Raw genomic sequence first — 26887 nt, 5'->3', positions numbered from 1 at the left:
GCAAAACAGAAAAAAGGGAAATAGAAAAAATACCCCGCCTGTTTTCTTATATAAACCAATCAATAACCGAAGGTGGTGTAATGTCGAATTCATAGTTTCATGTGGGTAAAGGATTAATGATTTATCTATATTGTTTTGATTATTAAGCAATAACAATATGAAGGTTGACAATATACTGACGTTGAGCTGACCACTAAAAAACGATACCTCTTCGCAAATATCCGAGATATATACACGTCAAAAAATACGTCAAATGACGTATTTTTTAGTACTTTTTTCTCTCCTATCATTGCAGTATCAAACCCGATTATCAATCCTACTTTCAGCGAATGATTTCTACGACGTTAACCGATGAACTCACAAGGGCCATACAGATTGCACAATCCATAGCCAAAGAAAACCAACATGCTGCGTTTTCGCCTGGGCATTTGCTGAAAGGGCTGTTACACAACGATGTAGGTTTGGCGAGTGTATTGGTCACGTGGGACGTAGATATTCATTATCTGCGTGATTGGGCCGATATTCGGGTTGAAAAATACCCTAAGTCAGCGCGGCTGGGCGATTCCATCCGGGGGGATGCGCAGGTTCAGGCGGTGTTTGAAGTTTCGGATGTTATCCGGATGAAATTGGGCGAGGAGGAAGTGGCGCCTCTGGCCGTTTTGGCCGCGATTGCGCGCCCCGGAGTGGGTTTTCAAAAAGACCAACTGAAATCCTTTCCGCTCACCGAAACCGAGATTCTGGGAAAAGTCATGGCTTCGGCGGGGGTTCAAAGTGCTGTAAACCCACAAAACGGCTCATCACCTGCCAAAGGCACCCCCACCTCGGTGGGAGGCAACGCCTCCGCGCAGGCATTGTTGAAATACTGCTTCGACAAAACGGCCATTGCCCGCGAAGGCAAACTCGACCCCATCATTGGTCGCGACAAAGAAACCCGCATGATGGTCGAAATCCTAGGCCGACGTACAAAGCCTAACGTTATCATCGTGGGCGAGCCGGGCGTGGGCAAAACCGCCTTGGTCGAAGGGTTAGCCCAGTTGATTGTGGCGGAGCAGGTGCCGGGGCATCTGCAAAAAGCTTCCCTCTTTCAGCTCGATATGGGCGCGCTCATTGCGGGCGCTTCTTACAAAGGGGAAATCGAAGACCGTCTCAAAAATATCATTGCTGAAGTCAAACAGCACGAACGGGCCTTACTTTTTATTGACGAAATTCACGTGCTAATGGATCCCCAAAGCGGAGCCATGGGACTGGTCAATTTGCTCAAACCCGAACTGGCGCGCGGGGAACTGACCGTCATTGGCGCCACAACGCTCGACGAGTTTCGCAAATTCATGGAGCCTGACGAAGCCTTTAGCCGTCGCTTCGAACTCGTCAAAGTCGAAGAACCCGACGAAATCACCGCAGGCCGCATGGTGGGCAAAGTAGTTTCGCTTTTTGAAGACCATCACCAAATCAAAGTGGGTGAGGGAACCATCAACGAAACCGTTCGGCTGGCGCGGCGCTACATCAAAGACCGCCGCCTGCCCGATGCCGCCATTGACCTCATCGACCGCACGATGGCGGCCATGAAACTCATGTCCGAAACCACGCAGCGCGAGATTGACTTTTTACGCACCGAGCTTTCCAGTCTGCGCGAGTCGCATGGGAGCGGCGACCCGCTTTTATACACCCAAGAGCTGCGCTGGTTTGAACGCCAGTTGCAGCACCGACTCAGTCCGATTTTGTTGGGACAGTTGGAAGAAGAAACGGAACTTGCCCAAATGGAATTGCCAGAAGCCGTGGCGGATTACCTGACGGAGCTGCTGATAAAACTAGAAACTTTGGGTGGTCAGAAAAAAGAGACCGTGGAAAAACACGATGTGGCGGCCGTAGTGGCGCACAAAACGGGGATTCCGCTGGGGAAACTGCAATCGAAAGAGCGGGAAAAACTGCTGCAATTGGACGAACACCTCAAAAAACGGGTGGTGGGACAAGACCACGCTATCAAAGTGATTTCGGATGCCATTCTGGAAAACCGCTCGGGGTTGAGTCGTCCGGGACAGCCCATTGGTTCATTTTTCTTTTCGGGCCCCACGGGGACGGGCAAAACAGAGTTGGCCAAAACGATGGCCGATTTTCTGTTCAACGACGAAAAAGCCCTGATTCGTTTCGATATGTCGGAGTTTAAGGAAGAACATTCGGCCGCGGTGTTATACGGTGCGCCTCCGGGCTACGTGGGCTACGAAGAGGGAGGATTGTTGGTGACCAAAATCAAACAACAGCCTTTTGCGATAGTGTTGTTTGACGAAATCGAAAAAAGCGCACCCGTCGGTTTTTGACCTGTTTTTTACAGATTCTGGACGAAGGTACGCTACACGACCGCTTGGGTCGGGAGGGGGATTTCAGTAATGCCATCATACTGTTTACGTCTAACATTGGTGCAGATTGGATAGTGGAGCAGTTTGGGAAGGGCAAAATTCCTGCCTCCAACGATGTGTTGGATTTGATGACCAAGCACTTCCGCCCCGAGTTTTTGGGTCGATTGACAGAAATTATCCCGTTCAGTCCGATTACGGAGAATGCAGTAATCAACATCTTTAATATCCAGCTCAAGCCGTTGGTGGTGTTGCTGGAAAAACAGGGGATAACGCTGACAATTGAAGACGAAGCGCGCAAGGCGTTGGCGTTGGAGGGCTTTACGCCCAAATACGGGGCAAGGCCGATTCGGGGGGTGATTCGCAACCGCATTCGTCGACCGCTGTCGCGGATGATTGTTTCGGGAGAACTCAGCAAGGGAAGCTCAGTAACGCTGAAATTGAACGAAAATGGCGAGTTTGAGTGGGTGAAATAGTAATAATATGTACAAGCAAAAGCATATTTCTGCTTATTGAAAAAATAAGAATAAAAGACGTGTATAAACATTTTAATTTTTAAAAACAATGGCAAAAAGCTTTTTTGAATATTTCAAAGAAAATATGGACGCTTTGGGTTTACCTGCTCCCAATTCACTATTTGCAACACAAGCGGCAGCGACTTCTACCGCATCAGCCATTTTAAATGCTATTAAAACACTTGGGGGTATCTTACGATTGGTGAACTTATCGTTGCAGGGACGAAACTAGAAGCCTTAAGCATAATAGCCGGGATGTCCGCTTCTTTCTATGTTGGAGCTGTAATTGGCAGTATTGCGATTGCTGCAGGCAATCGCTTATCTGATATCATTTTTACATCAAATACTCAATCATCAATGAGTGAAAGTCAAGTACTTTCTTTTGCAAGCAGGCATAATCTTAATGATCCTATTTTGGAACAGGTACTGAAAATACATCCTGAAATAATCAATACGAATACGATGAACCGTAGAAAAGCATCTACAAGACTGGCCTAAGCCGAACACTCCTTAATAAATCGGTAAAAGAATCACCAGCGCAATTGTAATTTCCAACAAGTATATTATTATGGCAATCGAAAAACCCCAATTAGGCGGTATCGTCATCGACGAAGGAACCAGCGAAGCAATCAAACTCCTCCACGACAACAAAACGGCCATCATCAGTAAATTTACCGCTGATTCTATGAGCCAAGCCCCCGTGGAAGGCATCCAAAAACTCCAGGAAGCTTTTGACCATTTTCAACCTCAAGTGGACGTAAGCCACACCACCGAAGATGGGCAGGAAGTAAACGAAACCCTCAGTTTTACGAGTATGTCGGCTTTTACCGTCAAAGGAATGATTGAGCAAAGCGGCTATTTACAGGAGTTGAAAGGTAAAGAGGATGATTATCAAACCTTGATTAAACGCCTGATGACCAATAAGGTATTTCAAAAACTGTTGGCCGACCCCGTTGGCAAAGCGGCATTTGTAGAAGCCCTCAATGCCATGATTGCTGAATTGGATGCCGTTGATGGTGACAAATAACTAATACGCTGAAAATCTCAGGAATAATTTTCGGCATTTAACAGAAAACCTATGTCTTTGGAAGAACAATTACATCAAACTAAAGAACTCCTAAAAGAGAAAGCAGCTCCCCGTCCCTTAACCCAGACGGTACAGCAACTAGCCAAGTATGGTGGCTTTGAATTCATCAAAACCATCGTCGATGGTACCGAAAACATGGACCCCACCAAAAAGGCGCGGAAAAGCATGTTTTTGGAGGAGGAAGAGAATAAAGCCGACCGCAAAAAACTCAAAAAACGCCTTCAGGCGGTGGCTGACCTACTTACGGCCCACGACAACGTGGCCGATATGATTGCCGAAGCCGAGCAAAAAGCCACGTCGGCGAGCGAAACATTAAAAGCCAACTTACGAAATTGCCTCACGCAAACCGAAGAATTGGAGCGCTCCTACCGGTCACTGGCTTTGTTTTTTGAAAATACGGCCGAAGAAAAAGTGAAAAATCTGGTACTGTTTGATGCAGGACTGGAGCACACTACCGACACCGATGGCTTCAGTAACCCGACGGGTATTTTTGAGCAAGTAGCTAAGGAATTACGCGATAATTATGACCGTTTTGACCTGACCAACAACTATTCATTGATTGTGTTGCCGGGTTGGTTAAAGAAAAATATCATCGTCGATAAATGGGCCGAACTGGCGCACCAAAACAAAGTGATGATGATTACGGATTATCGTCACCTCGACAGCGCCGAAGACGTAGAGGCCATGTTTGACCGCGACAAGCTGACGGGTTCTGACCCGCACAAAGCGCACGTGATGATGCCTTGCAACTGGGTGGTAGGCCGCGAGGCCAATACCGAAATCGGCGAAGAAGACCATTTGTTTATCCCTCCTTCCATGGCCTTGGCGGGCTTACTTTGGGGCGGCAACATTGCCCAACCGTCGGCGGGATTGGCTAACGGTAAACTCAAAATGGCCAGCGGAACGCGCTTCACGATGCGCAAAAATGAAGTGGCACAATTGGAAAACAGGGGCCTGATTCCGTTGATTTATGAGTGGGGGCGGGTAGTACCGCAATCGGCCAAAACCCTCTTTGACGGCGACAATGTAGGCTTACAAACGTACAGTGTGGTACGTGTGTTTGACTGGATTGGCAAAATCATGCAAGATTTCCTGAACCGCCGTACGTTTGAGAATATCGACAACAAGATGTTGGAAGACATCAAAAAGCAGATTTCGAAGTTTCTGGCGGAGATTCGTGGACCCGGAAAAATCATCGAAGATTATCGTGGTCTGGAAGTGAAAAGAAACCCAGAAAAGCCCACTCACGTCATCATCAATGTGGATCTAAAGCCCTTCTTTCCTGCCAAAGTATTTGCTATCAACATGACAGGCACCAAAGGCAATTGGGATTCGGAACTAAAACAATAAACAGTACTCTAAACATTTAAACCAAAACAATTATAAAAATGGCACATAAAGCAGAAATTACCATCGACAGTAAAAAGTTTGAAGTATTACACTGTTCCTACAGCTTGCACCAGCATGTAAATCCCAATACCAATGAGACTACATCAGAAGTATTTGGCGGCAATATTGACGTAACCATCGAAACCCGTAATGCAGATGCCAAAATCATTGAACTGATGGTATTGCCGCACAAAGACGATATCAACGGTGATATCAAGTTTAGCAATCAAAAAGGTGAAGAACTACGAACCATTAAGTTTAACCACGCAGCCGTCGTCAATTTCAGCGAAACCTTCAGTCTTTCAGGAAGCGGCACAGGCTCACAAAGCTTTACCATTTGCGCTCGTGAGTTAGACATTCAGGGGCAGAAGTTGAATTTGAAACGAGAGTAATATCCTATACTTACAGGCAGCAAATTAGGACCGCTGCCTGTAAGTAATATCTGCATTTGGTGAAAGGGATAATGCAAAAATTATAACTGTAATAAGTGTCTGATTTTAAAACTGGTCAATACAATAAATAAACAATGTCCACTACTAAAAGAGAACGTAAACTTGCAGAAAGTAATCGAGTTGATTATAGTACCGGCATGTGCTCAATTGGTGACACCAGAGAACCTGCCCCTTTTTCCACCGATGATTATACACCTGTTAATTTTACTATTGACAACGAGTTTATAGGACGGGCGTATAATGTACCTCTCGTATTAGATGCTATAAAAACATTTCAGGAAGATAAGATCAAAGAATGGGTTAATTTATTTAACGAAAAATCAGGTTTTGGAAAGTTGAGTGATTTTTTAGAGATAGAACAAAAAATTATTTCTCAAAAAACTGAAATCTTAAATTACAAATCCAAGTTAAATCAAATAAAAACCTCATTCATAAGCAATACAGCTAATATAAGCTATAAAGAAAGCAAAAGTTTATTCAAAAAGAGCTACTAAACTATCATGAAAAATTGATTCATCTGCTTTCTGAAATGGAAGCTAAAAGCAAAACAATTAAACCTGCTCAATTTGATGAAATATTAAAATCAATTAGTGAAATAAAGTCGCCAAAAAGAAAAGGAAAAAAGCAGGGTTATTTATATGAAAATTATGAAAAATTAGTTGGTTTGGCTGAAGACATCAAACTGAATAAAATTTTCAGCGAATTAGAAACAAATACTGTTTCTATGAAAATAAACGATTTAAAGGTTTTTTTTGGCGAAAAAACAGTCAATCAATTTCTAAATACCGCAGATCTAACCATAGGTACATTACGATCAAAAATCATTGCATTTAAGAAAAATATCGCACTGGGAAGTGGAAAAGCTATAGAACTTCTTGAGTATTTAGAAAAAACGGTAATCACAGTACTTAAACAACTCATTGAGAATATCCCCTCACTAATAAAAACGAAGATAGAATCATTAATCGGAAAACTTTCTCAGGAAATTTTTCCAAAAATGTCAAAAACCTCTAAAATATTGAGCGAGTTCGCAGGTGCTTTGCTTGACTTGCCTGATTTACTTTTGGATGGTTTCTCGGTAGCGTTTGCCTTCCAGGATTATGAGTTGAGGGAAGTTTACAACGTGCAACAACAAAAAGAGATAGAAAAAACCTTCTGGACCTCTGCATTCACATTTTTGGGTGGAGTTATCTTATTTATCGGTGGAATCATAGCCGCCTATCTAGCCTGTATACCTGCCATTATTTGTTTAGCAGTGACGGGAATTTTCTTAGGGATATACGAGCTTATCACAAGTAATGATGCTATTGGTCAATTGGGTTATTGGCTCAGTTCAGAAATCGGCTTCTTATAAATTCCTTTAAACTTATTTTAGAATGCCCTCAACCATACAACTCCTTGCTGCTGTAGAAATCAATATAAATGGATTGATTATTAAACGTATCAGCAGCATTTCCATTTCGCAGCCATTTGATAATCATCATACCTTCGAGATAAGTATATCGCCGGAGATGTTGCCTGATAAATCTACGAAAGTTGATCTAAAAAAACTGGCGGAGCAAGTGGTGGGAGAAATCACTGTTATCAAACTGAAACAGGGAGAAAAACAACAGGATGGAAGTATTCAGGAACAACAAACGCGTACATTTAAAGGTATTGCCACTACTATTCGTTTAAGCAAAGGCAGCAGCACGTCCAATACGATTGTTATTTCGGGCGTCAGCAGTACGGCTGTACTGAGTGCCGGACGCACCACACGTTCATTTACGGACAAATCCCTCAGTGATATTACCCAGAAAGTATTGAGCCCTTTTGGTGGACTTTCAAAAAAAATATCGCCGACCTATTCCGCCCCATTCGTTACGTAACGCAGTACGAAGAAGATAATTTTCATTTTCTGCAACGTTTGGCCGAAGAATATGGTGAATGGATGTTTTACGACGGAGAACAGTTCATATTCGGTAAAAACGGACGAGATAAAGGCAATGAGATAACCCTTAAGCACGGAGAAAATATTTTTGATATGCAGTACAGCCTTCGGACTACCCCTCTCAATCTGAAAGGTTTCAATTATGATTATTACAACAATAAAACCTACGAAGCGCCAGCATCCAGTGAAAATGTGAGCGGTTTGGGGGCATTTACACTGGTGGGATTAAATAAATCCGCTAAAGTTTTCAATGACGAACTCGTGGAGATTGGTTACCAAAATCACCGCGAAAGCAGCACCCTAAAAACCGCCGTAAAACTCAAAAAAAGCGAACAGGCCAATAAACTGGCTGTACTTACTGGCCGAACTCCCGAAATGGAAATAAAATTGGGTGGTACGGTTAAAGTTATTGATACGTATCTAAATGATCAAAACAAAGTGGAAGTTATTGATTATGGCTCGTTTGTTATTACCCGTTTGAGTCATTTTCTGGATACAAGAGGGGTATATCAGTGCAATTTTGAGGCAGTACCGCAAGATACTGACTTTGCACCCGTTGATTACCGCATCATATCTCCCAACGCAGAACCGCAAGCGGCTGTAGTCATGCAGGTAGATGATAAAGACCGCATGGGCCGGATAAAAGTGCAGTTTCCATGGCAAAAGAATGACAATGAATTAACCCCATGGATACGGGTAGTAAACCCTATGGCGGCACAAGACCGGGGCATGTACTTTATTCCCGAAATAGACGAAGTTGTGTTTGTGGATTTTGAATTCGGCAATCCCGACATGCCCTTTGTCACGGGTAGTATGTACCACGGCCAAGCCAAACCAGGTGATCTTTTTGATGAAAAGAATAACATCAAGGGAATCATTACAAAAGGTGGAAATCATATCATTATTGATGATACTGACGGTAAGGAAAAAATAAAGATCTATAACCGAGAAAGTAAAAATGAAATTGAATTATCCATTGACGGTGAGGCAAGTATTAAAGCTAAGAGCAACGGAACCATCTATCTGGAAGCAGCCAAAGGTATTGAAATGAAAGCACCGAAAATAAAAATAGAAGCCGATAATGAGGTTGATATAAGTGCTGGAAACAGTGTAAAAGTCGAAGGTACGACCGTGGATGTAAATGCTCAGGCTTCAGGTTCATTCAAAACTTCCGCTCAATTGGAATTGAACGGCGGCAGTATGGCGGTCTTAAAAGCAGCATTGGTAACGATCAACTAAAAAAGTCAGAACTATGAAAATTCTCCGGAATGTTCCCTTTAACCTTGACCAAAATACGACCGAAACGTTTCGATACAGCAGGTTTGAGACTGCTTTGTTGGAGCCCGGCGATTTGATTTATCGTATTTATACCCCAAATCACAATTTTGTCTTCAAAACCCAGGAAGACGTTAAAAGCCCCGACACAGAAGGTATGTTTTGGCTTGATCATTATACGTACGAATCCCTGATCAAGGCCAATCAGGGAGAATATATTCAAAGCATCACCACCCGCGCTATGTTGGCGGTAAAAGAAGAATGGAATCCTGCTATGAGTCGGATCGTCACGGCCAGAGTTGTTAAAGAAATCAAAGCCGCTTACGGCTATATCAAATGGCAACCCCTCACTTCTGTGGGGGGAGACAGTAATGTGATGCTGATGGGAGGCGGTGCACAACTTTACATTATGGTCCGTGACATGAGCAACGTTACCATCATAAGCGACAAAGACATTCGTCCAGAATCCAAAGTAGTCAATAAGTTACGTTTCTAAATCAATGTCAAAAAATGTCTGAAGGTTTTTACCCGATTCCTCCTTCATTCGGTGCCCTTATGAAACAGCAGGGCTCGGAAAGGAACTTTGTGGAAGAAGTGAGGTCGCTGCATTCATACGATGAAATCACCAAGCGATTTGGGGGGGAGAAAAATCTGGAAGCAATTTCGCTCATCGCCAAATTGCTTGCCTCTCTCAAACTGGCCTCCTTTCAGGAACTCAGACAACGGCTAACTTTTAGAGAGCTTGTTGAATACCTTGTAGAAGGAACCATTATTCAAAAAATTTCGCTCGAAGAATCCATCACCCAAAACATCACTTTGTACCTGTCATCCAAACCGAAAGAATTTTATTTTGACCGTGCGTATGGTTGTATTGTACATAATTATGATTTCAGACAACTCAACGACACCCCAAGTAAAGACCAGCTTAAACGTACGATTTCCGAATATCTACAAAAATTCGAAAATCGTATCACCGTCAATACCGTCAGCATTGATATAAACGATGTACAAGAGTCGGTTGAAGGAAGTAATCCCCGTATATGTCGTTACATCATCATAACTATTGCAAGTACCCTTGTACAAACGCAGGAACGGCTCAAAGAAATGAAATTCAGACTAGTACGCTATTCTTGAAAATGTTATAACCTCTTTTTAACCAGAAAGGAGTAATGTATGTACAACGACCCAAAACGATACAAAACGCGAGAGTATATCCGAAACGAAATGCTTCGGGAGGTGGCAAACCTATGGAATTATGACGATACTGATGTGGCCGTTGAAAGCTTTGACCCATTAATTGGGATGCTTTTAGGCGCTTTTTCGACAAGTATTGAAGGTGTTTACCATGAATTGGACAACTCTCGCAGCAGAATCGTACGACGATTGGCCCACTTACTCACTCCCGACGTACTTTCCGGACCGCAGGCAGCCCATGCAGTGATGAAAGCTGGAATTGTAGACCCTTCCTACACAATTACACCACATGATTTTTTCACCTGTAATGCCCTAGGAAAAGAGTTTTATTTTACTTCTGTCGGCCATTATAAATTATACAATACAAAACTCAATACACTGATCATTCAGAACCGGGTCAGAACAATGGGCCCTACTCCTCGCGAGAATTTTTTAAACGAAATACTTCCGCATAATGAAGTTTGGGTAGGGTTGACTATCGACAATGAACTGGAAGAATTTGATCATTTATCGTTATTTTTTGACTGGAGAAACGATACTGCCCGTCGCTCGCACCTAAACTTATTATCGGATGTCAGAATATTTACCGATACAAAGGAGGAGTTTAAAATTACGCCAGGCTTAGTGAATACAAATACTCAACCAAGTGCGACGGATGATTTTAATGCTACCAAACAGGCAGAACGAATGACCCAGCGACTGTACAATGCCCACTTTTTAAGCATCAGCAACCTTAATCGCCAAACCCAGCAACGTATTTTACTGCAAAAGAAAAAATCCAGAAGAGCTTGCTGCACTGCTAAGTCCAGAAGAATTGCAGAAAAATTTTCTTCAGGAGTTAGTTTGGATAAAGATTCAATTTTCAGGAGGGATCTCTCATGAAGTTATTTCGCGGATATTTATTGATGTCAATGCATTTCCAGTGTTGAACCGGCGTGCGTTGAACCCCTCTTTTGACATACGTCCCTTATTCAATGTGTTTCCAGTTAACGTAGAGGATGGCGACTTTTTCTTAGGAATGATAGATATTGAGACCTCTCAGGGAATAAAACTCGCTAATAGTCAGCAATTCAACCGCGACAGCACTAATCAGTATTTATTGCGTCAGGGAGGAGTAGCCCGTTTTGATGAACGTGATGCTTCAGAAATGATTTCGTACCTAACCGATCTACTGCGCGACGAGAGCGCCATGTTTATGGCATTAGGGCACAGTAGCTTAGAAACCGATATTGAAGAAATCCGTAAACACTTGGAACGAATCAATAAAGATTTAAAAAAAGATAATTTTCCCAACTGGTTTGTCACGGTAAAAACCACAGAAAAGAGTGGAAAAATTGGGTTGAAGTATTGGGTTACGAAAGCTGACCTTGCCAATAATATCGCATTTAATACAAAAATGAATCGCGACCGAGCCAACAAAGCATTTAACGATGAAATGACCGTATTACTCACAACCACACAGGGAGGGCAACGTGCTTTACAGGGAGACGAATACCTTCCAGTGTTCAGAAAAGCCCTCCTGACCCGTGGAAGAATAGTGACTTTTGAAGATTACAAAGCCGTATGCATGAGCGAGTTGAGCAACAAAATCAACGAAGTAAGTGTTAAAAAAAGCTTTGGAGTTGGCGCATCTCAAGATCGGGGCCTACAGCAAACGGTGGATGTTTACCTGACTCCAAATCCACTTAAACCGCAAACTCCAGAGCAATGGTCTGAGCACAAGGCCCGTTTGCTGAACATTTTAGAAGAGCAATCTTCGGGAATTTTTCCCATTCAGATTTTTATAAACGGTGAACTGTAGAAATTCAAGGCGATGAACAGCGAGGAGCTAAGAAAAGTACTGGAACAATTGCCTGTCAAACGGTTACGGGTAGAAGCCATTGTAGATGAACTGATTGTGAGTGGCGCCTATCAACAACAAAAATAATCATTGCCCCCGAACGATCGTCATCCTACCATTACGAACGCGATATAAGTGATATTGAAGAAGTATATAATCCGTATTCGGGTAGCGCTTGGTGCAAAGTAAATACGCCCCGCGACGGGTTGTATGAGTCGCTTCCAGAAAGGCTTTATCACCGGCCTACGAGGCGAGTTAAAAACAATGAGCAGTGGGAAGAAATCCGAATAGAAGAAATCAAACAGGAACAGGAAGCCCGACAATTTCTACTCCCCTTTGACAATACCCTTGGCCATCAGCGAATTCGGATTGAGCAGTTTGAAAAAAAAACGTTGGCAGGGCAAGAAAAAGGATTTTTGGATGAGTTTCTGAGATTTATCTGGCCAAATGCTCAACAACTTGAACTAAGCGAACACCAACAGTTTATACTATTTCAGCTAACCATTATCGCACATAAAGCCGCTGGAAATATAGTCTGGATGCAGGATTGTTTTGAGCAAATGTTGAATGATAACGTACGAATATTTTACGAAGACAAACCGTATACCTTGCCCGTTGAAAAGGAATTTTCCCTCTTAGGCGAGGCCATAATGGGTTTTGATTCAATTCTCAATTGCCAGGGATATAATAAATGGCGACGCCTGAAAATACAAATCGGCCCGCTTTCCTACGAACGTATGAGCAACTATTTTCCTTGTGAGAAAGGTGAAAAGCTATTTCATTTTTTGTGCAATTTACTCATCCCTGTTGAGCTGGATTGGAGCTTGGAACTTATTCCAAAAGTATCTGAAGACAAAAATGAGGAAAGCGGTGAAATTGAAATTTTTGATAAACAACGAGAAACATTGATCTCTTTTCATCTAAATGCAGATACACAAAAAGCGGTTTTGGGGTATAGCACCGTCTTAGGATAAACAAACTTAATCAGGAATGTCACTATGCTTTTTTCAACGGTTACTTTAATTGTTTTCAGCAGCTGTGTCTCAATCGCAGTTCTTTCAACCTTTTTTTATATTATTTAGAAACTTCAAAACTAACCGTAATCAGGCTTTTTTTGGGAGTATTGGGGCTTGTGCTGTTATTTGGCCTAACTGGCTTACTGTTGTCCAAAACACTGTCACTACCATTAGCTTTTATTGTGCTTTCCGTAGTATCATTAGTGTCTGGAACTTTTTATGCAGTTTGGGGCAGCAAGCTGTTTTCGTGGTATAACCAAGACTCTTTTACTTCCGAATTTATGACCGGATCGTATGGAGTGGCTGGGCGGCCGCAGGGTTTGCGTTTGTATATGGACTGCTTTCTCCAAAGGCTACTGCGTTTTTACCTTATTTAATTGTCGGCATATTGCCAATAATTTTACCCTATCTATTCATCAAATCATATGATTATTGGATAAATATCCCTCCGTTAAAATACCGTAAATGGCAGTATAAATCACAGGTATCTTTACCTGTATTAGAACCAATCAATGTTATTAAAGTTAATATACAATTCACTAAAATTCCCGACGAATCAGACCCTGTATTTGAAGGCTATTGGGTTGAATTACCTAGTGAAAAAGACTTAGGAACGCTTTTTCATTATTTCATATATTCTCACAATAATCGACACAGAGAGCACAAAAAAGACCCTATACATGTTGAAACCGGCGGCAAAAAACTGGGTTGGCTTTTGTATAAACAAAATACATTGGAACAACGCATTTATTTAAATACCGACCTTTCGTTGACCCAAAATAACATCATGAATAATGAAACCATTTTTGCTCAAAGTTATTCAAATTAAAGACCATGCTTTTACCCGAAATTAAGTACAATTTTGTCAATTGGCGCGATGGTATGAAAATCACGCAGAAGCATTTTACTGAAAATGATTTTGCGATCAAAGATGCCATCAGGGATAGTGCCGCCATCAAAATCAATAATTTTAATTATGGATTGCTTTCAGGAGATGATGGCATGACATCGAGTCTATCCTCGCCAGTTTTAGCAGGTGATGTAATACAAATCAATGCTTGTCGCGGTATTACTCCGGAGGAGTTCGAATTGAGTGGAAATCTTTCAAAGACAACCTGTACTTAGTTTGTCGTTGCTTGATTACAAAATGAAATTGGGTTCGGCTGGGGTATTTTATGTCGTAATCAAAGCAGATCCATTCAAAACGGTCGAAATCGGCGACTACAATAGTGATGAAGGCTTGAATCGCCGACCTAATTTAACCATTAAACCTGCTTTGGATCTACTGTCGATGCACGATATGCTTTCTGATGCATACAGTTTTCCCATTTGTCGCGTGCGATTTGAGAGCCAACGATTTTCCATTGACCATGAGTATATTCCACCATCGGTCTCAATTCATGGAGAAGGGCTCCTATGGTATTACGAAAGTTGCGGTACTTTATTGAATAATGTGCAGCAATTAGCGGTTCAGATTGTAAAAAAATCGGTGGAATGCAGAACCGAAGCAGCATTGCGGTAGATGTTCATCGTATTTTAGAAAAAGTGTTGATTCATTGCGCCGAGTCAATGGATTACTATCGGATAGTGGTCAAAGAACTTCCTCCAATTTACACTGCCGAGTACTTTATGCGGTTGGCCCGAATGCTTCGTATCTCATTCGATAGCCTGCCCGAATCCAGTTCTTCGGTCCTTTTTAATTATTTCCAAAACTCGATTGCGGGCACCACTAGCGTATTTAAAACCCCAATTACTGCTGCTTCAAGATCATTTATAGATTCCATGATTGACAATGTACTGGTAAGTCAGTACAATCATAACGACAGTACATTGCTGTTTGACAGCATCGTACGGTTTTTGGACTTTTTGGATTTCTTTTTACAAAAGTTAACTACCCTCAACTATGCTGAGAATAAAGGGGGATGGGATATTTATGCTAAATAATTCAAACGACTAAAAAATGCCAAAACCTGCTGCCCGTGTGGGCGATATGCACACATGTCCCATGTTAACTCCTGGATTGCCCCCTATACCGCACATTGGCGGACCTATTGCGGGTCCTGGCGTGCCATCGGTCTTAATTGGCGGAATGCCCGCTGCTCACGTAGGTGATACATGTATTTGTGTAGGCCCCCCTGATTCAACGGTCATGGGCTCGGCCTCGGTATTGATCGGCGGCACGCCAGCAGTACGTATGGGCGATATGACTGCCCATGGGGGTATTATTGCAATGGGCTTACCCACGGTATTGATTGGCTGATATCAAAATCGCTGTACTATTTAAAAGCTAATTCCCCCTTCATGAATTAGACCACCTATCAGAAGCGTAAGAATGAGACTATCAACTCATTACTCCTAAATGCCTGAATTATTCAATTTTAAAATAAGCAATAATGAACAAACCAGGTTTATTTATCGGCATATCTATTTTATCGGTCATGTGTATTGCGCTGCTTTTTTTTGTTTTAGGCAAAAAATCAGACGCTTCACCATACCCTCTAACCGTATCTCCCTCTGAAGAATTGCAATTCCTAGCCAATGTCAATGCTTTAGACACTTTATATACTCAATTGCAAAAAGCTGCTTACAGTAAAGACATCAGTAAGACTGCTGAAGTTAACGTACGCTGGGACAAACAAAGGGATGAGTTTCTGGCCAGTTATAAGTCTAATACGATATTATCGAAATTGTCAAACCAAGTGCTGAACAACTACCGTCAAAGAGTAAAAGTTCTTAAAGATATTTACCGAACAAAATCCGCTTCACTCTCAGAAGCAGAACAGTTAAAATCGGCTATCCAAACCGAAGAAGTCAAAAAGTCAGAATTAAAAACCGAGAATCAAATGATTAAACAAGCTTTGCTCACCCTTTAAGGCCAACACTTATGAAAGCTGAAAATATCGATATTAGAACCCAAAAAATTCGTCAGTTTATCATCATATACTTAGTTTTTTATACTGTTTTGTTCTTTTTTTTTTACTGGGCTTTTGTTAAAATTCCTAAAGCTTATCAAAAAGAACAAGCACTCGCTTCTCTCAAATTGAATGAGTTTTTAGAAAATACTGCAAAGTTGATACTTTGGTGCTCCAAATTCAAACAAAGGAAAATGTCAAAGAGAAATCAATGATTGCCTTCTACGTGTGGATGAATACCCTAAAATCTACCTACCCAACCCCTCTCTATCAATCCGTACTTAATAGCTATTTAATGCGGGTTTCTGATATCCAAGGTGCCCGTCAAAAAGACACTTCACTATTAAAATTACGTCAAAATATGAGCTTATCAAAGCTGAAACTTCTGAATTACTTATTCAAAATAGCACCCTAAAGCAACAATTAACGCAAAGAAAAATCTCAATAAATGATAATGGCATAGCCTAAAGCAATGCATCTTAATGAGACCAATACCCTCATTTTCAGCAACCTATTACTTAATTTATAACGTACAATAATATTTTTCTGATACACAAATAATCATTTAAGTATTTATGTAAATGATTATTTAATCACCCCCAAGATGCTTTTCATAAGCCTCAATCGTAAGCTGTTTGATGGTTTTGCCGTACGGGCTGATTCCATTTTTAGCTTCATAAATAATGTTTTGGGTATCCAGATATTTACGTGACTTTCTTCTTCTTTTTTTGGGGCGATAGTAGCCACGGGTCGCACTTCCTGAATGTTCGTTTTGGGTGGTGTTTTCTTAATCATTTCGGCCAGCTTTGACCGATTTTCGGCGTAACCCTCTTTCTCCTTGCTCATTGGTTCAAATCGTTTAAGATTTCGTAAGTCAGATTTGTAATCTCTGTTTTGGCTTTGGTATCCTCTCCCGTAAACACTCCCGCTGTCATGGGTGAGCGTGTCAAACTTACTCGATGATAGATCGTTGTTTCCAACAATGGTATCGAATATTCCTTTAAAATGGTCTTTACTTCTTCGGTAATGCTTGTTCGTCCTTGGAGCATGTTCATTACAATCCCTCCCTTTAATTCTGGCCTATCCTTTTTAGCTTATTAAAAAGAAAAATGGTTGCTTTGATGGCGAGTGCATCCAGAAAAGGTTTGGTGGGAATCAATACATAATCAGAAATCTGAAAGATCTCATTCAGGCTTCCAGTGAGGTAGGGCGGGGTGTCAATGATAATGACATCGTAGGGCAGCTCTTCTCCTTTGATAACTTTATCGAGCGGTACCAAGTCAATACCAGAGAGAAATGATTCTATCTCCGAAATTGACCCTTGTAAATCGGTGTCGGTTATACCCACACGTAGGTCTTCTGAAAGGCAGTAGGCAATATTTAGGGCAAGGGTGGTTTTTCCAACACCTCCCTTTTGATGGGCGACGGTTATTATTTTCATGGCTCAAAAATAAACATAAGTATTTAATCATTTATATAAAAAATCAAATACTTATTCAATTAAATGATTATTTATATAAATACATAAACGAGCAAATACTTACATAAGCAAAAATTATTTATATAAATGATTAAATACTTAAAACAACGGCTCAGATACTTGTCGCCAAACTCCCTCAACCAATTCAATCTTTATTCCTTTGACTTTTTGTACCCATTCCACAAAAAGACTTTCCATCGTTTCGCCTCTTTGAGTGGTCAACACGGCTCCCAACCCACGACGCAGCTCATCGGCTTTTAGGGTTTGGTCGGGGTTGTAGTACATAAATTTAAGAGAAGGCGTATCGGATATAAGTTGCTGTATTTGTGATACATAGGCATTCTTTTGTTCGTTGTCGGCCGATGCGCCCACCTCAATAAGGTGCTGATTGTAAACATAGACAAAATCAATCTCAAACCATTGTTTGATTTGCTTATTGAGTTGCTGGGCCTGCCGGTTCATAGCAGCTTGAGCAACTTTGGTTTTGGCTTTATTTTCCTTAGCTGCCATTCCAACTCCTATATTATTTTTCAACCCGTAGACGATGTAGGAATAAATGCTTTTGATAGTAATGTTCTTAGCTTTTTCCTGTTTGGCGAAAAGCAACACATCCAATACTCGTGCGCGGTCAGCTTGAATACCTTCCAAATAAATGCCAATTTCATTGTCTTCCGCTTCGGGTTCAAAGAGTCTAAACAGCTCAAAAATTCGTTTATCAATCGCCAAATCTTGTACTATTTCTTGGGGAACGGTTTCAATCTTTATCGCAGGTACAGCTACCGACTTGATGGGTATCTGCCTTTTTACTGGCTCTGCCTTGCCGATTTCAAGCTCCGTTTTTCTCGGAATTTGTTCCAGGTCTCTTTGTTCTCACGGATAAAAAAACGGATTTTCACTACCTCACTTTTGGTGTTGCCCGGTATGGCCCTGATTTCTTGGTACTCGAAGGTAATATCACATTTTTCGCTCAGTTCTTTCTTCGCAGATTCAATAATCCGTTTTTTGAAGTACCTGTACTCAGTGTATTCGTTGGGCTCGACCTCAACTAAAGCGCGCAAATCCATGACGCTTATCTCCACCTGACCTTTGCGTTTCCAAGATTTGAGAAACAGATACAGCTTGATTGAATATTTACTCTTTAGAACCCTTGTATTGAGAATGTGGTAATAGAAAAACTCTCCCTCTGCAATTTCCAAAAAATAGGGCTTTAGCTTATCTGAAATTTCAATTTCTACGAAACCAAAACCTGAAGCATCAATTTTGTAATCGGCACTTGAAAACAATTGGACTTTCAAATAGTCCAACCTGCCTTTTTTGGTCGTGCGCTGAATCCTTAAGGGGATTTCAGTCATTTGGTCTATCTCTTTGGCGATGTATTCGTAATTGTTGGTTTCAGCTCCGACATTTCTCAGAAACTCTTTGATGTAGAGCCGCATGGTCCGGAGGTCCTGATTGGATTTAAAAAAAGCAATGGCCTCAAACAACACCTTGGTCTGCATAACAGACAGCCCGAAGCGAGCATTGGCAATGGGATTTTTGAGAATAACTAAATTATCATCCTTAAAGGGCTCAAGCACTCGATCATCGGTCATGGGAATGGAAAAAGGGTAGTGATGGACAAAACTATAAAAAAAACAAAAGCGGGACAAATATTATTTTGCGTCCCGTTTGCTTCCCAAATCTGTCCCGCTTGCTTCCCAAATCTGTCCCGTTTGCTTCCCAAATCTGTCCCTTGCTTCCAAATCTGTCCCGTTGCTTCCCAAATCTGTCCCGCTTTATCGCTATAAAAATTTGGTTTTCAGTTGGTTACGCCCCACTACAAACTATTACAAACTTTTTACAAACTTTAAATCCAAATTTCACACAAAGAAAAAACAAATTTTTTTGTGTGTGTTTTTTGAAAAAAATAGGTTCAATTTCCCCTAAAAAAATTAAATTTTTGCCAAACTTGCTTGCAGATCAAAACAGTCGACTCGAAGATGAAAAAAATGCTTTTCATGTTTATTGATTTTTTAACGTTATTATTTCGTTATTATTTTTTTTTAAAATCGCAAACTTAAAAACTATTCTTGCGACCGTTTGATAACTAACTGGGGATTTTTCGGTAGAATTCACTCAAGTTTTGGTCTTAGTAAAAATCGAATTTGGCCATTCGCTAAATTGTGATTTAGTTTTATTCTAAAACTTGTCAACGAAATCACCATGCCAGCAAATTTAACAGACCTACAAATCGTCCACATTTCAAGCCAATCGCTGTCCAAATGGGCATTAAAAACGACGTTTTTAACGAAAAATACACTGCAACATCCAACAAGTGTCGACCAAAGCCCAAAAAAAGCCATTTTTAGCCACGTACAGCAATTTATTTGCTACCTCACGAACTCCAAGTCATTTAACAAATAAGTTTGCTTAAAATTAAAATAAAGACCACAATTTAAAACAACTCCATAGCCAGAAATCAATCGTAAAATTTTCCCTCAGGTTTTGGGAGCGTTTATTTACTGCCAAAATCAGGAAAACAACTTAAAATTGTACCTTCGGGCAAAGTCCCTTTTCTAAGAATAATTCGCTTTTGAAATTGATTATCAACATATGAATATTGCCCAACTCGACCACAAAAAAGCTGATGCTCACGACATACCCCTGTGCGAGTTCCCCAAATATTTCGATTTCTTTCTGCCGTAGGCTGTGCAGTCGCCCATTTGAGAGCGACGAGCAGCCGCAGGAATACCTCTTTTAACACTATGATCGCCGAAGAACAAACCCGCGGTACGGTGTTTGAGTCCGAGAGCAAAGCCAAAAAGAAGAAAAAATGAGGGCAAATTGGTCAACAGCCTGTTGCCCAATGTCAAGGGAGAAAGAAACTGTTTTACAAAACCGAAAAATGCAGCGTATGGAAATGATATTGGATGATGAATACAAAGAATGGCTCATGGGTCTGAAATCAAAAATCAGGTCAATGCAGTTGAAAGCGGCCATCGCAGTCAACAGTGCGCTGATTGAATTTTATTGGGAATTGGGCCGAATGATTACAGAGAAACAATCCCAAACAAAATGGGGAGATAAGTTAATTGACCAAGTGGCAAGAGACTTAAAAACAGAGTTTCCGGACATGGCTGGCTTGTCAAATTCCAACCTTAAATACTGTAAACGGTTCTATACTTTCTATCAATCCTCAATGGGTCAACAGCCTGTTGACCAAATTCCTTGGGGACATAACATTTTGATTTTCAGCAAGTCACGCGACACAGATGAAGCAGGTTTTTACATCCAAAAAACCATTGAAAACGGTTGGAGCCGCGATGTGCTCGGCTTGCAACTCAAGAGTAATCTGTACGAACGGCAGGGCAAAGCCATCACCAATTTCAAAGACACGCTGCCCAATCCTATGTCAGACTTAGCCACGCAATTGCTCAAAGACCCGTACAATTTTGATTTTTTGGCCATGACCGAAAATTACAAAGAACGGGAATTGGAAAATGCCCTGATTGATAATGTAACCAAGTTTTTGCTCGAACTGGGTACAGGTTTTGCCTACGTGGGCAAGCAGGTGCCAATGCAGGTAGGGGATCAGGAATATTTTATTGATTTGTTGTTTTATCACCTCAAACTCAGGGCGTATGTAGTCATAGAACTGAAAGTAACCGACTTTATTCCCGAATACGCTGGCAAACTCAGTTTTTATCTGTCGGTAGCCAACGATATTTTACGCCATCCGACCGACAACCCAACGATAGGACTGTTGATTTGTAAAAACAAAAACAACGTGATTGCGGAATACTCCCTGAAAAACATCAATCAGCCCATTGGCGTCACAGAATATCAATTGACCCGCCTTTTTCCCGAAGAGTTCAAAAGCAGTTTGCCCACCATCGAAGAAATCGAAACCGAGCTTAAAAACAGTCAATAAAATGCCCGATTTAGTCCACGTCAGTTATGCCCAAACGGGGCAAATTTCCCGCACCAATCCACTGGAATGCGCGAATGCAGGAAAAAACGTATCAGGCCCGCGATGCCCGCTTCCTGCTGCTGAAAGCGCCGCCCGCCTCGGGCAAATCCTGGGCACTGATGTTTATTGCGTTGGACAAGCTGGTACATCAGGGCCTAAAAAAAGTGATCGTGGCCGTGCCCGAAAAATCCATTGGCGGGTCGTTTGGTACCACTCTGTTGACGGTTGACGGTTTCTTTGCCGATTGGGTCCCCAATCCCAACTACAACCTCTGAACGCCGGGGCTCGACGGCAGCAAAAGCAAGGTACAGGCGTTTAAAAACTTTCTGGCCAACGACGAAAAAATCTTGATTTGTACCCATGCTACGCTGCGGTTTGCCTTTGAAGAAGTGGAAGAAACGGCCTTCAACGACACTTTGGTAGCCATTGATGAATTTCACTACGTCTCCGCCGACGGTGACAGTCGTTTGGGTGAATTGCTGCGGAGCATTATGACCCATTCCAACGCGCACGTAGTAGCCATGACGGGTTCTTATTTCAGAGGAGACAGCGTGCCCGTACTCAACCCCGAAGATGAAGCGAAATTTACAAAGGTAACCTACAACTATTACGAGCAGCTCAACGGTTATACCTATCTGAAATCGCTGGGCATCGGGTATCATTTTTATCAGGGGAAATACATTACGGCCATTCTGGAAATACTGGATACCGACAAAAAGACCATTTTGCACATACCCAATGTCAACTCTGGCGAGTCCCAAAGACAAACATCGCGAAGTGGACACGATACTGGACGCCATCGGCGACATTAGCCACGTAGACGCCGAAACGGGCGTTATCCACGTTAGAAGACACTCCGACGGTAAGCTGCTCAAAGTGGCCGATCTGGTTAATGATAACCCCCGCGACCGCGAACGAATCGCCGCGTATCTGCTTGAGATGAAAGACGTGGATGATATGGACCTGATCATTGCCCTGGGCATGGCCAAAGAAGGGTTTGACTGGCCCTACTGCGAGCACGCCTCACGGTGGGTTATCGGGGTTCATTGACCGAAATCATACAGATTATCGGGCGCTGTACCCGCGACAGCGCCAACAAAACCCACGCCCAATTTACCAACCTCATTGCCCGACGCTGCTGACGATTTGGTAAAACTTTCGGTCAATAACATGCTAAAGGCCATCACCGCTTCTTTGCTGATGGACAGGTATTAGCTCCCAATTTTAAATTCAAAACCAAACTCTCCGAAGACGACAAAGCCGAACCGGGCGAGCTGAAAGTCAGAGGCTTCAAAATGCCGAGTTCCAAGCGCGTGAAAGACATTGTAGAATTTGAACGACCTGAAAGCCACGATTTTGCAGGACAATACGATGCTAAAAACCATGCCCGGCAATATTGACCCTGAGGTCATCAACAAAGTGCTGATTCCGAAAATCATCCAAATCAATACCCCGAATTGACCGAGGAAGAGGTAGAAGAAGTAAGGCAATATGTGGTGCTGGATTCGGCCGTGAAATACGGTGAAATAAAAGAGGTGGGCGACAAGCGTTTTATCCGAATGGCCGATAAGTTTATCAACATTGACGATTTGCACATTGACCTCATTGATCGTATCAATCCTTTCCAGAAAGCCTTGAGATATTATCAAAGTCGGTCACGACCAAAGTGTTGAAAGTAATTCAGGAAGTGATTGAAGCCACAAGAATACAGGTTTCGGACGAAGAAGCGGTGTTGTTGTGGCCCAAAATCAAGGAATTTAAAAATCAACTACGGCAAAGAACCGTCCATCAATGCCAACGACCCGCTGGAACGACGCATGGCCGAAGTGTTGATTTATCTGAATATAGAAATCAGGACTACGGTTGACGTTTAAGTGATAATCTACTAAATTAGTCAATTAAACTTCTGATCTATGACTGCCAAGGCTCACTCAGACATTCGCAGGAAGCTTAAGGTGCTTAATTATGCGAAGGAAATTAAGAACATTACGATAGCTTGCCGCTACTATGGCATTTCCAGGGAGACATTTTATAAATGGAAAAAGGCGTATGAAACTAAAGGTGAACAGGGATTAATTAATAGTAAACCATGTCCTGAAAATCCTAAGCTCAGAACCCAAAAGCGACAGAGGACATTATCATTCATTTGCGTACTACCTATCATTTAGGTCAAAAAAGGATTATGTGGTACCTGTTACGATATCATGACATTGAAATATCCGAAGGAGCTGTCTACTACGTTCTTAAAAGGAACGGGCTTAATAAACTGCCAAAACATGAGCGAAAACGCTCATTACCACCGTTTAAGCGCTATGAAAAGAAGGTGCCGGGGCATCGCATCCAAATCGATGTAAAGTTCCTTTCGTTTAAAGACCCAGCAGGTAAACTTAAAAAAATGTATCAATACACTGCTATTGATGATGCCACGCGAGCAAGAGCCTTAAAAATTTATCCCAAGCATAATCAGGAGTCAGCCATCGAATTTGTAAATGTATGTACGGGAACGATTCCATTCAGAATCCACACAATTCAAACTGATAACGGGCATGAATTTCAGGCTAAATTCCATTGGCATTGTGAAGACTTAGGAATGCAACATGTGTATATTAAGCCCAGAAGTCCGCATTTGAATGGCAAGGTAGAACGATCCCATTTTACTGATATACAGGAATTTTACCAATTAATTGACTATACAGATGATATAGATATTAATCAGCGGTTGGAGCAATGGGAGATTTTTTTACAATTGCCACCGACCTCACTCTGCTTTACAAGGACGGACTCCTTATGAAGTTTTACGCGAAAATTGATTCTTGTAACTCATTAAAATTATTTTTTTCGAATCCCTCCTCACCCTAAAGGGAGGGTTCGAAAAAAATAAGCATTTTTGTTTTGTCACCCCTAGTTATGATTGACACACTTACACTTTTTTGATTAATGGCCGCAAAGCGACCAGACTATAAAACCGTCCGTGGAGATAGTATCCTTGTGTATATCCTACCAGGCAGCGTTTTAAGATTCGGAGTGTTTGGGCATTGTACAGATTTTTATCACTTCCAAAAAATAATTGGGAAAGCCTGTAATTTCCCATTTTCGTACTATACGATACCGCTTGATAACTATGTTCATTAATTTTCAACAAATTAGTTGACAAAGAAAGCCAAAGTTCTTATCCTTGTCAAAGGATAAACGAGTTGAAAGCCCAACATCGTTTTCCAACGTTAATTGCCTGATAAACAGCTTAAAACCATTGGGTAACATTGCGTACAATAATATGTTGGGTGGCCCATTCAAGTCGTGCTTGCATTTCGGCGTTTCGGGCGACAGTTTGAACGCCCCGCGTGGGCAAGTTCGGGCTTCCATTTCCAGCTTTCGGCTGACAGACCAACCGCCATGACATGCAGCGTTTGGTTTGCAGGCCAGCATCTTGGTGACAGGGTAAACGCCCTAAAGTTCAGATTTTAGTTAGTTAGGCAGGTTGCGTCCAACAGGCCAATGCCACCACAGACAAGACTTAGCTTAAGTGAGACAGATAGCGCAGCTCGGCAAGTAATTTTCTTATTTATGGTTCGGATTGTGCGCGACACGAGAAGCGTCAAGGTAAAAATAGTTGTGTGTATACGTCTGATCAACTAAATTGCTCTCATCAATTTAATGAATGAAACAGTAAAATTATGGATTACATCAGAAAGCAAGTACAACAACGGATAGAATTTCTTCAATCTATGGGTGAGAAATCAGCATTGAAGATTCACTATCAAGCTCGATTTGAATATATTTTGGTTTATTTGGTGGGATATTTATGGAATAAAAATATTGATAAGCTTGATTATGAAGACAAAGAATATGTATTTCAAAACATTATCAAACCTACAATAGGTAGTATTGTATCAATCTGTCGAAAACTTGATATAGACAAAGAAATCTTTAAGAGTGGCAAATTAAATCAAGCTTTTGAGAAGTATCCGTCAGTTAGGAATGAGTTATTGGGGCATGGTTTTGTATATGAAGATGCTCCAGAGAAAGTACTCACAGCACTTCAGGAATTGTACGATTCTATTTCATACTCTAACTTACCTATACTTATTGAAAATGTAGATCTAATATTTGTAACTTCCTTTGATTCCAATATTTACAAAGGAATTTCATACAAAAGTGATGGCACTAATTACAGTCCTTGGAGTTGCCCCAAAAACATTCATGAATTCAAAACTAATAGTTTATATGGAAGTTATGGCTTAAATCAATATTTTAGATTATCTCCTTTCGTAGAAATGTCAGCCTTTGGCCGAGAAATATATTTTTTCAATAGCATTGACGAAAAACTAACAGGTAATGTAAAGTATAATAGACTACTTGAAACAGGAATACTATATAAGGAATGGGAAGAGTTTTGCGAATTAGATATAACAAATGACGGCATAAAAATTAAAAGTCATAACGGTACTATTCGCAATGTCTATGAGAATAACTACAAGAAATATATAGACATAGGTATTAAGAGGAGGCTCAAAGATTTTCTTCTTAAAAATAAATCTTCGGTTTGCGCCACAGTGTGGGGGCATGGTGGTGTCGGTAAAACCGCTACGATTCAAAGTCTATGCGAAGACTTAGCGAATGATGAGCGTAAGTTTTTTGACTACATTGTATTTCTGTCGGCAAAAGATAGAAAGTACGATTACTATACGGGTAACATTGAAGAAATAAGTGATAAAATTGCAACACTACCAGAGTTAATCAAAGGTATTAATAAAGTTTTATTTAATAACGATGATGATGACGACCCAAGTGCCATTGTTGATATTAAAGGCAAAAAACTACTTTTAGTGATTGATGATTTCGAGACCTTTCCTAAAGAAGAGAAAGACAAGATAGATTTATTTATCTCCGAACTCAATACAAATAATCATAAAGTAATTATCACAACGAGAGCTGCTAATATTAACATTGGCCAAGAGTTTCAGACCAATGAACTTACTGAAAATGAAACTACGAGGTTCCTACTGGAAGTCATTAAAAATGAGGAACTCGGTAATGAAATTACCATAAAACAGCAGTTGGAGACTACTGAAAAAAGTCATATGGTATTTGAGATAACAAGTGGCAGACCCTTGTTTATTTTTCAATTTGCTTTTATTCTGGGACAGAAAGGTTTTGCAGATGCAATTAATTATAAAATCAAGGAAGGTGACACAGCAATCAGTTTTTTATTTGGTCGTATTTATGAATACCTATCTCCAAAGGCGAAAGATCTTTTTGTGGTATTAAGTTTGCTGGACGATTTAAGTAACGTTATTGAAAAAGCGCAGTATATTCTTAATCTTGAGCATGAACCTGATATTTTCAATTCTGCCGTCAATGAATTAGTTAAATTAAAATTATAAAAAATTGATGAAGAACATAAGTTTTTTGAAATATACTCAAAAGAGATATTTCAAATAATGAGTGATTATTTTGAAAAGAGGCCAAGCACTATAAAGGCAATTGTGTAAGTAGG

At 41.1% G+C, this 26887-nt stretch carries 31 protein-coding genes and 2 pseudogenes; 27 read left to right on the top strand and 6 right to left on the bottom strand.

What is annotated here, in order from left to right; genetic code table 11:
• Nucleotides 1-329 precede the first annotated feature (329 nt).
• The 23 genes from DR864_RS30430 to DR864_RS28560 all read left to right on the top strand — a co-directional run bounded on the left by DR864_RS30430 (nt 330) and on the right by DR864_RS28560 (nt 16176).
• Complete coding sequence (locus DR864_RS30430; RefSeq protein ID WP_310587575.1) at nt 330-2315, top strand: AAA family ATPase; 1986 nt, start codon at nt 330-332, stop codon at nt 2313-2315.
• Nucleotides 2312-2827: a ClpB D2-like domain containing protein gene (locus tag DR864_RS30500; protein WP_310587574.1), complete on the top strand. Its 516-nt coding sequence runs from the start codon at nt 2312-2314 to the stop codon at nt 2825-2827. The genes DR864_RS30430 and DR864_RS30500 overlap by 4 nt, the downstream gene beginning before the upstream one ends.
• A gap of 88 nt (nt 2828-2915) precedes the next feature.
• On the top strand, nt 2916-3098 hold the full coding sequence (locus tag DR864_RS28655; RefSeq protein ID WP_114070583.1) for a hypothetical protein: 183 nt from the start codon (nt 2916-2918) through the stop codon (nt 3096-3098).
• 23 nt (nt 3099-3121) lie between these two features.
• Complete coding sequence (locus DR864_RS30015) at nt 3122-3364, top strand: hypothetical protein (protein WP_162794272.1); 243 nt, start codon at nt 3122-3124, stop codon at nt 3362-3364.
• A 70-nt stretch (nt 3365-3434) separates the two neighbouring features.
• The gene (locus DR864_RS28650; protein ID WP_114070582.1) at nt 3435-3893 is read left to right on the top strand and encodes a hypothetical protein; all 459 of its coding nucleotides are present in this window, start codon (nt 3435-3437) and stop codon (nt 3891-3893) included.
• A gap of 51 nt (nt 3894-3944) precedes the next feature.
• The gene (locus DR864_RS28645) at nt 3945-5303 is read left to right on the top strand and encodes a phage tail sheath C-terminal domain-containing protein (RefSeq protein WP_114070581.1); all 1359 of its coding nucleotides are present in this window, start codon (nt 3945-3947) and stop codon (nt 5301-5303) included.
• 38 nt (nt 5304-5341) lie between these two features.
• Entirely contained in the window at nt 5342-5734 is a 393-nt protein-coding gene (tssD, locus tag DR864_RS28640) for a type VI secretion system tube protein TssD (protein ID WP_114070580.1), read from the top strand.
• 134 nt (nt 5735-5868) lie between these two features.
• Complete coding sequence (locus DR864_RS28635; protein WP_114070579.1) at nt 5869-6288, top strand: hypothetical protein; 420 nt, start codon at nt 5869-5871, stop codon at nt 6286-6288.
• A gap of 14 nt (nt 6289-6302) precedes the next feature.
• Nucleotides 6303-7148, top strand: a complete 846-nt coding sequence (locus tag DR864_RS28630) for a hypothetical protein (RefSeq protein WP_162794270.1) — start codon at nt 6303-6305, stop codon at nt 7146-7148.
• Nucleotides 7149-7170: 22 nt separating this feature from the next.
• The gene (locus DR864_RS28625) at nt 7171-7662 is read left to right on the top strand and encodes a hypothetical protein (RefSeq protein WP_114070577.1); all 492 of its coding nucleotides are present in this window, start codon (nt 7171-7173) and stop codon (nt 7660-7662) included.
• Nucleotides 7663-7700: 38 nt separating this feature from the next.
• Nucleotides 7701-8963 (top strand): phage baseplate assembly protein V, encoded by a 1263-nt coding sequence (locus tag DR864_RS28620; protein ID WP_374755797.1) that lies wholly within the window; start codon nt 7701-7703, stop codon nt 8961-8963.
• Between the two features lie 13 nt (nt 8964-8976).
• Nucleotides 8977-9495 (top strand): hypothetical protein, encoded by a 519-nt coding sequence (locus DR864_RS28615; protein WP_114070575.1) that lies wholly within the window; start codon nt 8977-8979, stop codon nt 9493-9495.
• Nucleotides 9496-9509: 14 nt separating this feature from the next.
• The gene (locus DR864_RS28610; RefSeq protein ID WP_114070574.1) at nt 9510-10133 is read left to right on the top strand and encodes a GPW/gp25 family protein; all 624 of its coding nucleotides are present in this window, start codon (nt 9510-9512) and stop codon (nt 10131-10133) included.
• A 102-nt stretch (nt 10134-10235) separates the two neighbouring features.
• Nucleotides 10236-11075, top strand: a complete 840-nt coding sequence (locus DR864_RS28605) for a type VI secretion system baseplate subunit TssF (RefSeq protein WP_229599607.1) — start codon at nt 10236-10238, stop codon at nt 11073-11075.
• Between the two features lie 94 nt (nt 11076-11169).
• The gene (locus DR864_RS28600) at nt 11170-11994 is read left to right on the top strand and encodes a hypothetical protein (RefSeq protein ID WP_229599606.1); all 825 of its coding nucleotides are present in this window, start codon (nt 11170-11172) and stop codon (nt 11992-11994) included.
• A gap of 431 nt (nt 11995-12425) precedes the next feature.
• Nucleotides 12426-13007, top strand: coding sequence for a type VI secretion system baseplate subunit TssG (locus tag DR864_RS28595; protein WP_162794266.1), 582 nt, complete (start codon nt 12426-12428; stop codon nt 13005-13007).
• A gap of 319 nt (nt 13008-13326) precedes the next feature.
• Nucleotides 13327-13878, top strand: coding sequence for a TssN family type VI secretion system protein (locus DR864_RS28590; protein ID WP_162794276.1), 552 nt, complete (start codon nt 13327-13329; stop codon nt 13876-13878).
• A 5-nt stretch (nt 13879-13883) separates the two neighbouring features.
• Nucleotides 13884-14174 (top strand): hypothetical protein, encoded by a 291-nt coding sequence (locus DR864_RS28585; RefSeq protein ID WP_114070569.1) that lies wholly within the window; start codon nt 13884-13886, stop codon nt 14172-14174.
• A gap of 1 nt (nt 14175) precedes the next feature.
• Nucleotides 14176-14571 (top strand): type VI secretion system baseplate subunit TssK, encoded by a 396-nt coding sequence (tssK, locus tag DR864_RS28580; RefSeq protein ID WP_114070568.1) that lies wholly within the window; start codon nt 14176-14178, stop codon nt 14569-14571.
• Nucleotides 14544-14993 (top strand): hypothetical protein, encoded by a 450-nt coding sequence (locus DR864_RS28575; RefSeq protein ID WP_162794264.1) that lies wholly within the window; start codon nt 14544-14546, stop codon nt 14991-14993. The genes tssK and DR864_RS28575 overlap by 28 nt, the downstream gene beginning before the upstream one ends.
• Nucleotides 14994-15009: 16 nt before the next feature.
• The gene (locus tag DR864_RS28570) at nt 15010-15309 is read left to right on the top strand and encodes a PAAR domain-containing contractile injection system baseplate protein (RefSeq protein WP_114070566.1); all 300 of its coding nucleotides are present in this window, start codon (nt 15010-15012) and stop codon (nt 15307-15309) included.
• A 133-nt stretch (nt 15310-15442) separates the two neighbouring features.
• Complete coding sequence (locus DR864_RS28565; protein ID WP_114070565.1) at nt 15443-15922, top strand: hypothetical protein; 480 nt, start codon at nt 15443-15445, stop codon at nt 15920-15922.
• 11 nt (nt 15923-15933) lie between these two features.
• Nucleotides 15934-16176 carry a hypothetical protein gene (locus DR864_RS28560; protein WP_114070564.1) on the top strand — a complete coding sequence of 81 codons (243 nt, stop codon included), beginning with the start codon at nt 15934-15936 and terminating at the stop codon, nt 16174-16176.
• 370 nt (nt 16177-16546) lie between these two features.
• On the opposite strand, the gene DR864_RS28555 is transcribed toward DR864_RS28560, so the two are convergent.
• The 5 genes from DR864_RS28555 to DR864_RS28540 all read right to left on the bottom strand — a co-directional run bounded on the left by DR864_RS28555 (nt 16547) and on the right by DR864_RS28540 (nt 19033).
• Complete coding sequence (locus DR864_RS28555; RefSeq protein ID WP_114070563.1) at nt 16547-16807, bottom strand: hypothetical protein; 261 nt, start codon at nt 16805-16807, stop codon at nt 16547-16549.
• A complete protein-coding gene (locus tag DR864_RS30290) occupies nt 16804-17016 on the bottom strand; it encodes a hypothetical protein (RefSeq protein WP_229599605.1) in 213 nt (70 codons plus the stop codon). The genes DR864_RS28555 and DR864_RS30290 overlap by 4 nt, the downstream gene beginning before the upstream one ends.
• Nucleotides 17017-17030: 14 nt before the next feature.
• Nucleotides 17031-17402: a ParA family protein gene (locus DR864_RS30285; protein WP_229599604.1), complete on the bottom strand. Its 372-nt coding sequence runs from the start codon at nt 17400-17402 to the stop codon at nt 17031-17033.
• Nucleotides 17403-17540: 138 nt separating this feature from the next.
• The gene (locus DR864_RS28545) at nt 17541-18167 is read right to left on the bottom strand and encodes a hypothetical protein (RefSeq protein ID WP_114070562.1); all 627 of its coding nucleotides are present in this window, start codon (nt 18165-18167) and stop codon (nt 17541-17543) included.
• A gap of 77 nt (nt 18168-18244) precedes the next feature.
• The gene (locus tag DR864_RS28540) at nt 18245-19033 is read right to left on the bottom strand and encodes a replication initiation protein (protein WP_114070561.1); all 789 of its coding nucleotides are present in this window, start codon (nt 19031-19033) and stop codon (nt 18245-18247) included.
• Between the two features lie 1301 nt (nt 19034-20334).
• On the opposite strand from DR864_RS28540, the gene DR864_RS28525 reads away from it, so the two are divergent.
• The 3 genes and pseudogenes from DR864_RS28525 to DR864_RS28515 all read left to right on the top strand — a co-directional run bounded on the left by DR864_RS28525 (nt 20335) and on the right by DR864_RS28515 (nt 24200).
• Complete coding sequence (locus DR864_RS28525; RefSeq protein ID WP_114070558.1) at nt 20335-21351, top strand: PDDEXK nuclease domain-containing protein; 1017 nt, start codon at nt 20335-20337, stop codon at nt 21349-21351.
• Nucleotide 21352: 1 nt separating this feature from the next.
• Nucleotides 21353-23264, top strand: a pseudogene (locus DR864_RS28520) (DEAD/DEAH box helicase).
• Nucleotides 23265-23303: 39 nt separating this feature from the next.
• A pseudogene (locus DR864_RS28515) lies at nt 23304-24200 on the top strand (IS481 family transposase).
• Nucleotides 24201-24631: 431 nt separating this feature from the next.
• On the opposite strand, the gene DR864_RS30010 reads toward DR864_RS28515, so the two are convergent.
• Entirely contained in the window at nt 24632-24790 is a 159-nt protein-coding gene (locus DR864_RS30010; RefSeq protein WP_162794262.1) for a hypothetical protein, read from the bottom strand.
• A 274-nt stretch (nt 24791-25064) separates the two neighbouring features.
• On the opposite strand from DR864_RS30010, the gene DR864_RS28505 reads away from it, so the two are divergent.
• Nucleotides 25065-26774, top strand: coding sequence for an NB-ARC domain-containing protein (locus DR864_RS28505; RefSeq protein WP_114070556.1), 1710 nt, complete (start codon nt 25065-25067; stop codon nt 26772-26774).
• The last annotated feature ends 113 nt before the right edge of the window (nt 26775-26887 follow it).

The sequence above is a fragment of the Runella rosea genome (assembly GCF_003325355.1).
GTDB lineage: Bacteria > Bacteroidota > Bacteroidia > Cytophagales > Spirosomataceae > Runella > Runella rosea.
Note: the sequence above shows the minus strand (reverse complement) of the source record. Positions and strands in the feature narration are given on the sequence as shown.

Excerpts from the sequence above, each read along its gene's own strand:
- DR864_RS28615 (WP_114070575.1), top strand. The coding sequence starts at position 8,977 with ATGAAAATTCTCCGGAATGTTCCCTTTAACCTTGACCAAAATACGACC.
- DR864_RS30290 (WP_229599605.1), bottom strand. The coding sequence starts at position 17,016 with ATGAACATGCTCCAAGGACGAACAAGCATTACCGAAGAAGTAAAGACC.
- DR864_RS28540 (WP_114070561.1), bottom strand. The coding sequence starts at position 19,033 with ATGACCGATGATCGAGTGCTTGAGCCCTTTAAGGATGATAATTTAGTT.
- DR864_RS28560 (WP_114070564.1), top strand. The coding sequence starts at position 15,934 with ATGAAAGCTGAAAATATCGATATTAGAACCCAAAAAATTCGTCAGTTT.
- DR864_RS28610 (WP_114070574.1), top strand. The coding sequence starts at position 9,510 with ATGTCTGAAGGTTTTTACCCGATTCCTCCTTCATTCGGTGCCCTTATG.
- DR864_RS30015 (WP_162794272.1), top strand. The coding sequence starts at position 3,122 with ATGTCCGCTTCTTTCTATGTTGGAGCTGTAATTGGCAGTATTGCGATT.
- DR864_RS28570 (WP_114070566.1), top strand. The coding sequence starts at position 15,010 with ATGCCAAAACCTGCTGCCCGTGTGGGCGATATGCACACATGTCCCATG.
- DR864_RS28645 (WP_114070581.1), top strand. The coding sequence starts at position 3,945 with ATGTCTTTGGAAGAACAATTACATCAAACTAAAGAACTCCTAAAAGAG.
- DR864_RS28655 (WP_114070583.1), top strand. The coding sequence starts at position 2,916 with ATGGCAAAAAGCTTTTTTGAATATTTCAAAGAAAATATGGACGCTTTG.
- tssD (WP_114070580.1), top strand. The coding sequence starts at position 5,342 with ATGGCACATAAAGCAGAAATTACCATCGACAGTAAAAAGTTTGAAGTA.
- DR864_RS28585 (WP_114070569.1), top strand. The coding sequence starts at position 13,884 with ATGCTTTTACCCGAAATTAAGTACAATTTTGTCAATTGGCGCGATGGT.
- DR864_RS30430 (WP_310587575.1), top strand. The coding sequence starts at position 330 with ATGATTTCTACGACGTTAACCGATGAACTCACAAGGGCCATACAGATT.
- DR864_RS30285 (WP_229599604.1), bottom strand. The coding sequence starts at position 17,402 with ATGAAAATAATAACCGTCGCCCATCAAAAGGGAGGTGTTGGAAAAACC.
- DR864_RS28625 (WP_114070577.1), top strand. The coding sequence starts at position 7,171 with ATGCCCTCAACCATACAACTCCTTGCTGCTGTAGAAATCAATATAAAT.
- DR864_RS30010 (WP_162794262.1), bottom strand. The coding sequence starts at position 24,790 with ATGTCATGGCGGTTGGTCTGTCAGCCGAAAGCTGGAAATGGAAGCCCG.
- DR864_RS28635 (WP_114070579.1), top strand. The coding sequence starts at position 5,869 with ATGTCCACTACTAAAAGAGAACGTAAACTTGCAGAAAGTAATCGAGTT.
- DR864_RS28575 (WP_162794264.1), top strand. The coding sequence starts at position 14,544 with ATGCAGAACCGAAGCAGCATTGCGGTAGATGTTCATCGTATTTTAGAA.
- DR864_RS28555 (WP_114070563.1), bottom strand. The coding sequence starts at position 16,807 with ATGAGCAAGGAGAAAGAGGGTTACGCCGAAAATCGGTCAAAGCTGGCC.
- DR864_RS28650 (WP_114070582.1), top strand. The coding sequence starts at position 3,435 with ATGGCAATCGAAAAACCCCAATTAGGCGGTATCGTCATCGACGAAGGA.
- DR864_RS28525 (WP_114070558.1), top strand. The coding sequence starts at position 20,335 with ATGGAAATGATATTGGATGATGAATACAAAGAATGGCTCATGGGTCTG.
- DR864_RS28565 (WP_114070565.1), top strand. The coding sequence starts at position 15,443 with ATGAACAAACCAGGTTTATTTATCGGCATATCTATTTTATCGGTCATG.
- DR864_RS28505 (WP_114070556.1), top strand. The coding sequence starts at position 25,065 with ATGGATTACATCAGAAAGCAAGTACAACAACGGATAGAATTTCTTCAA.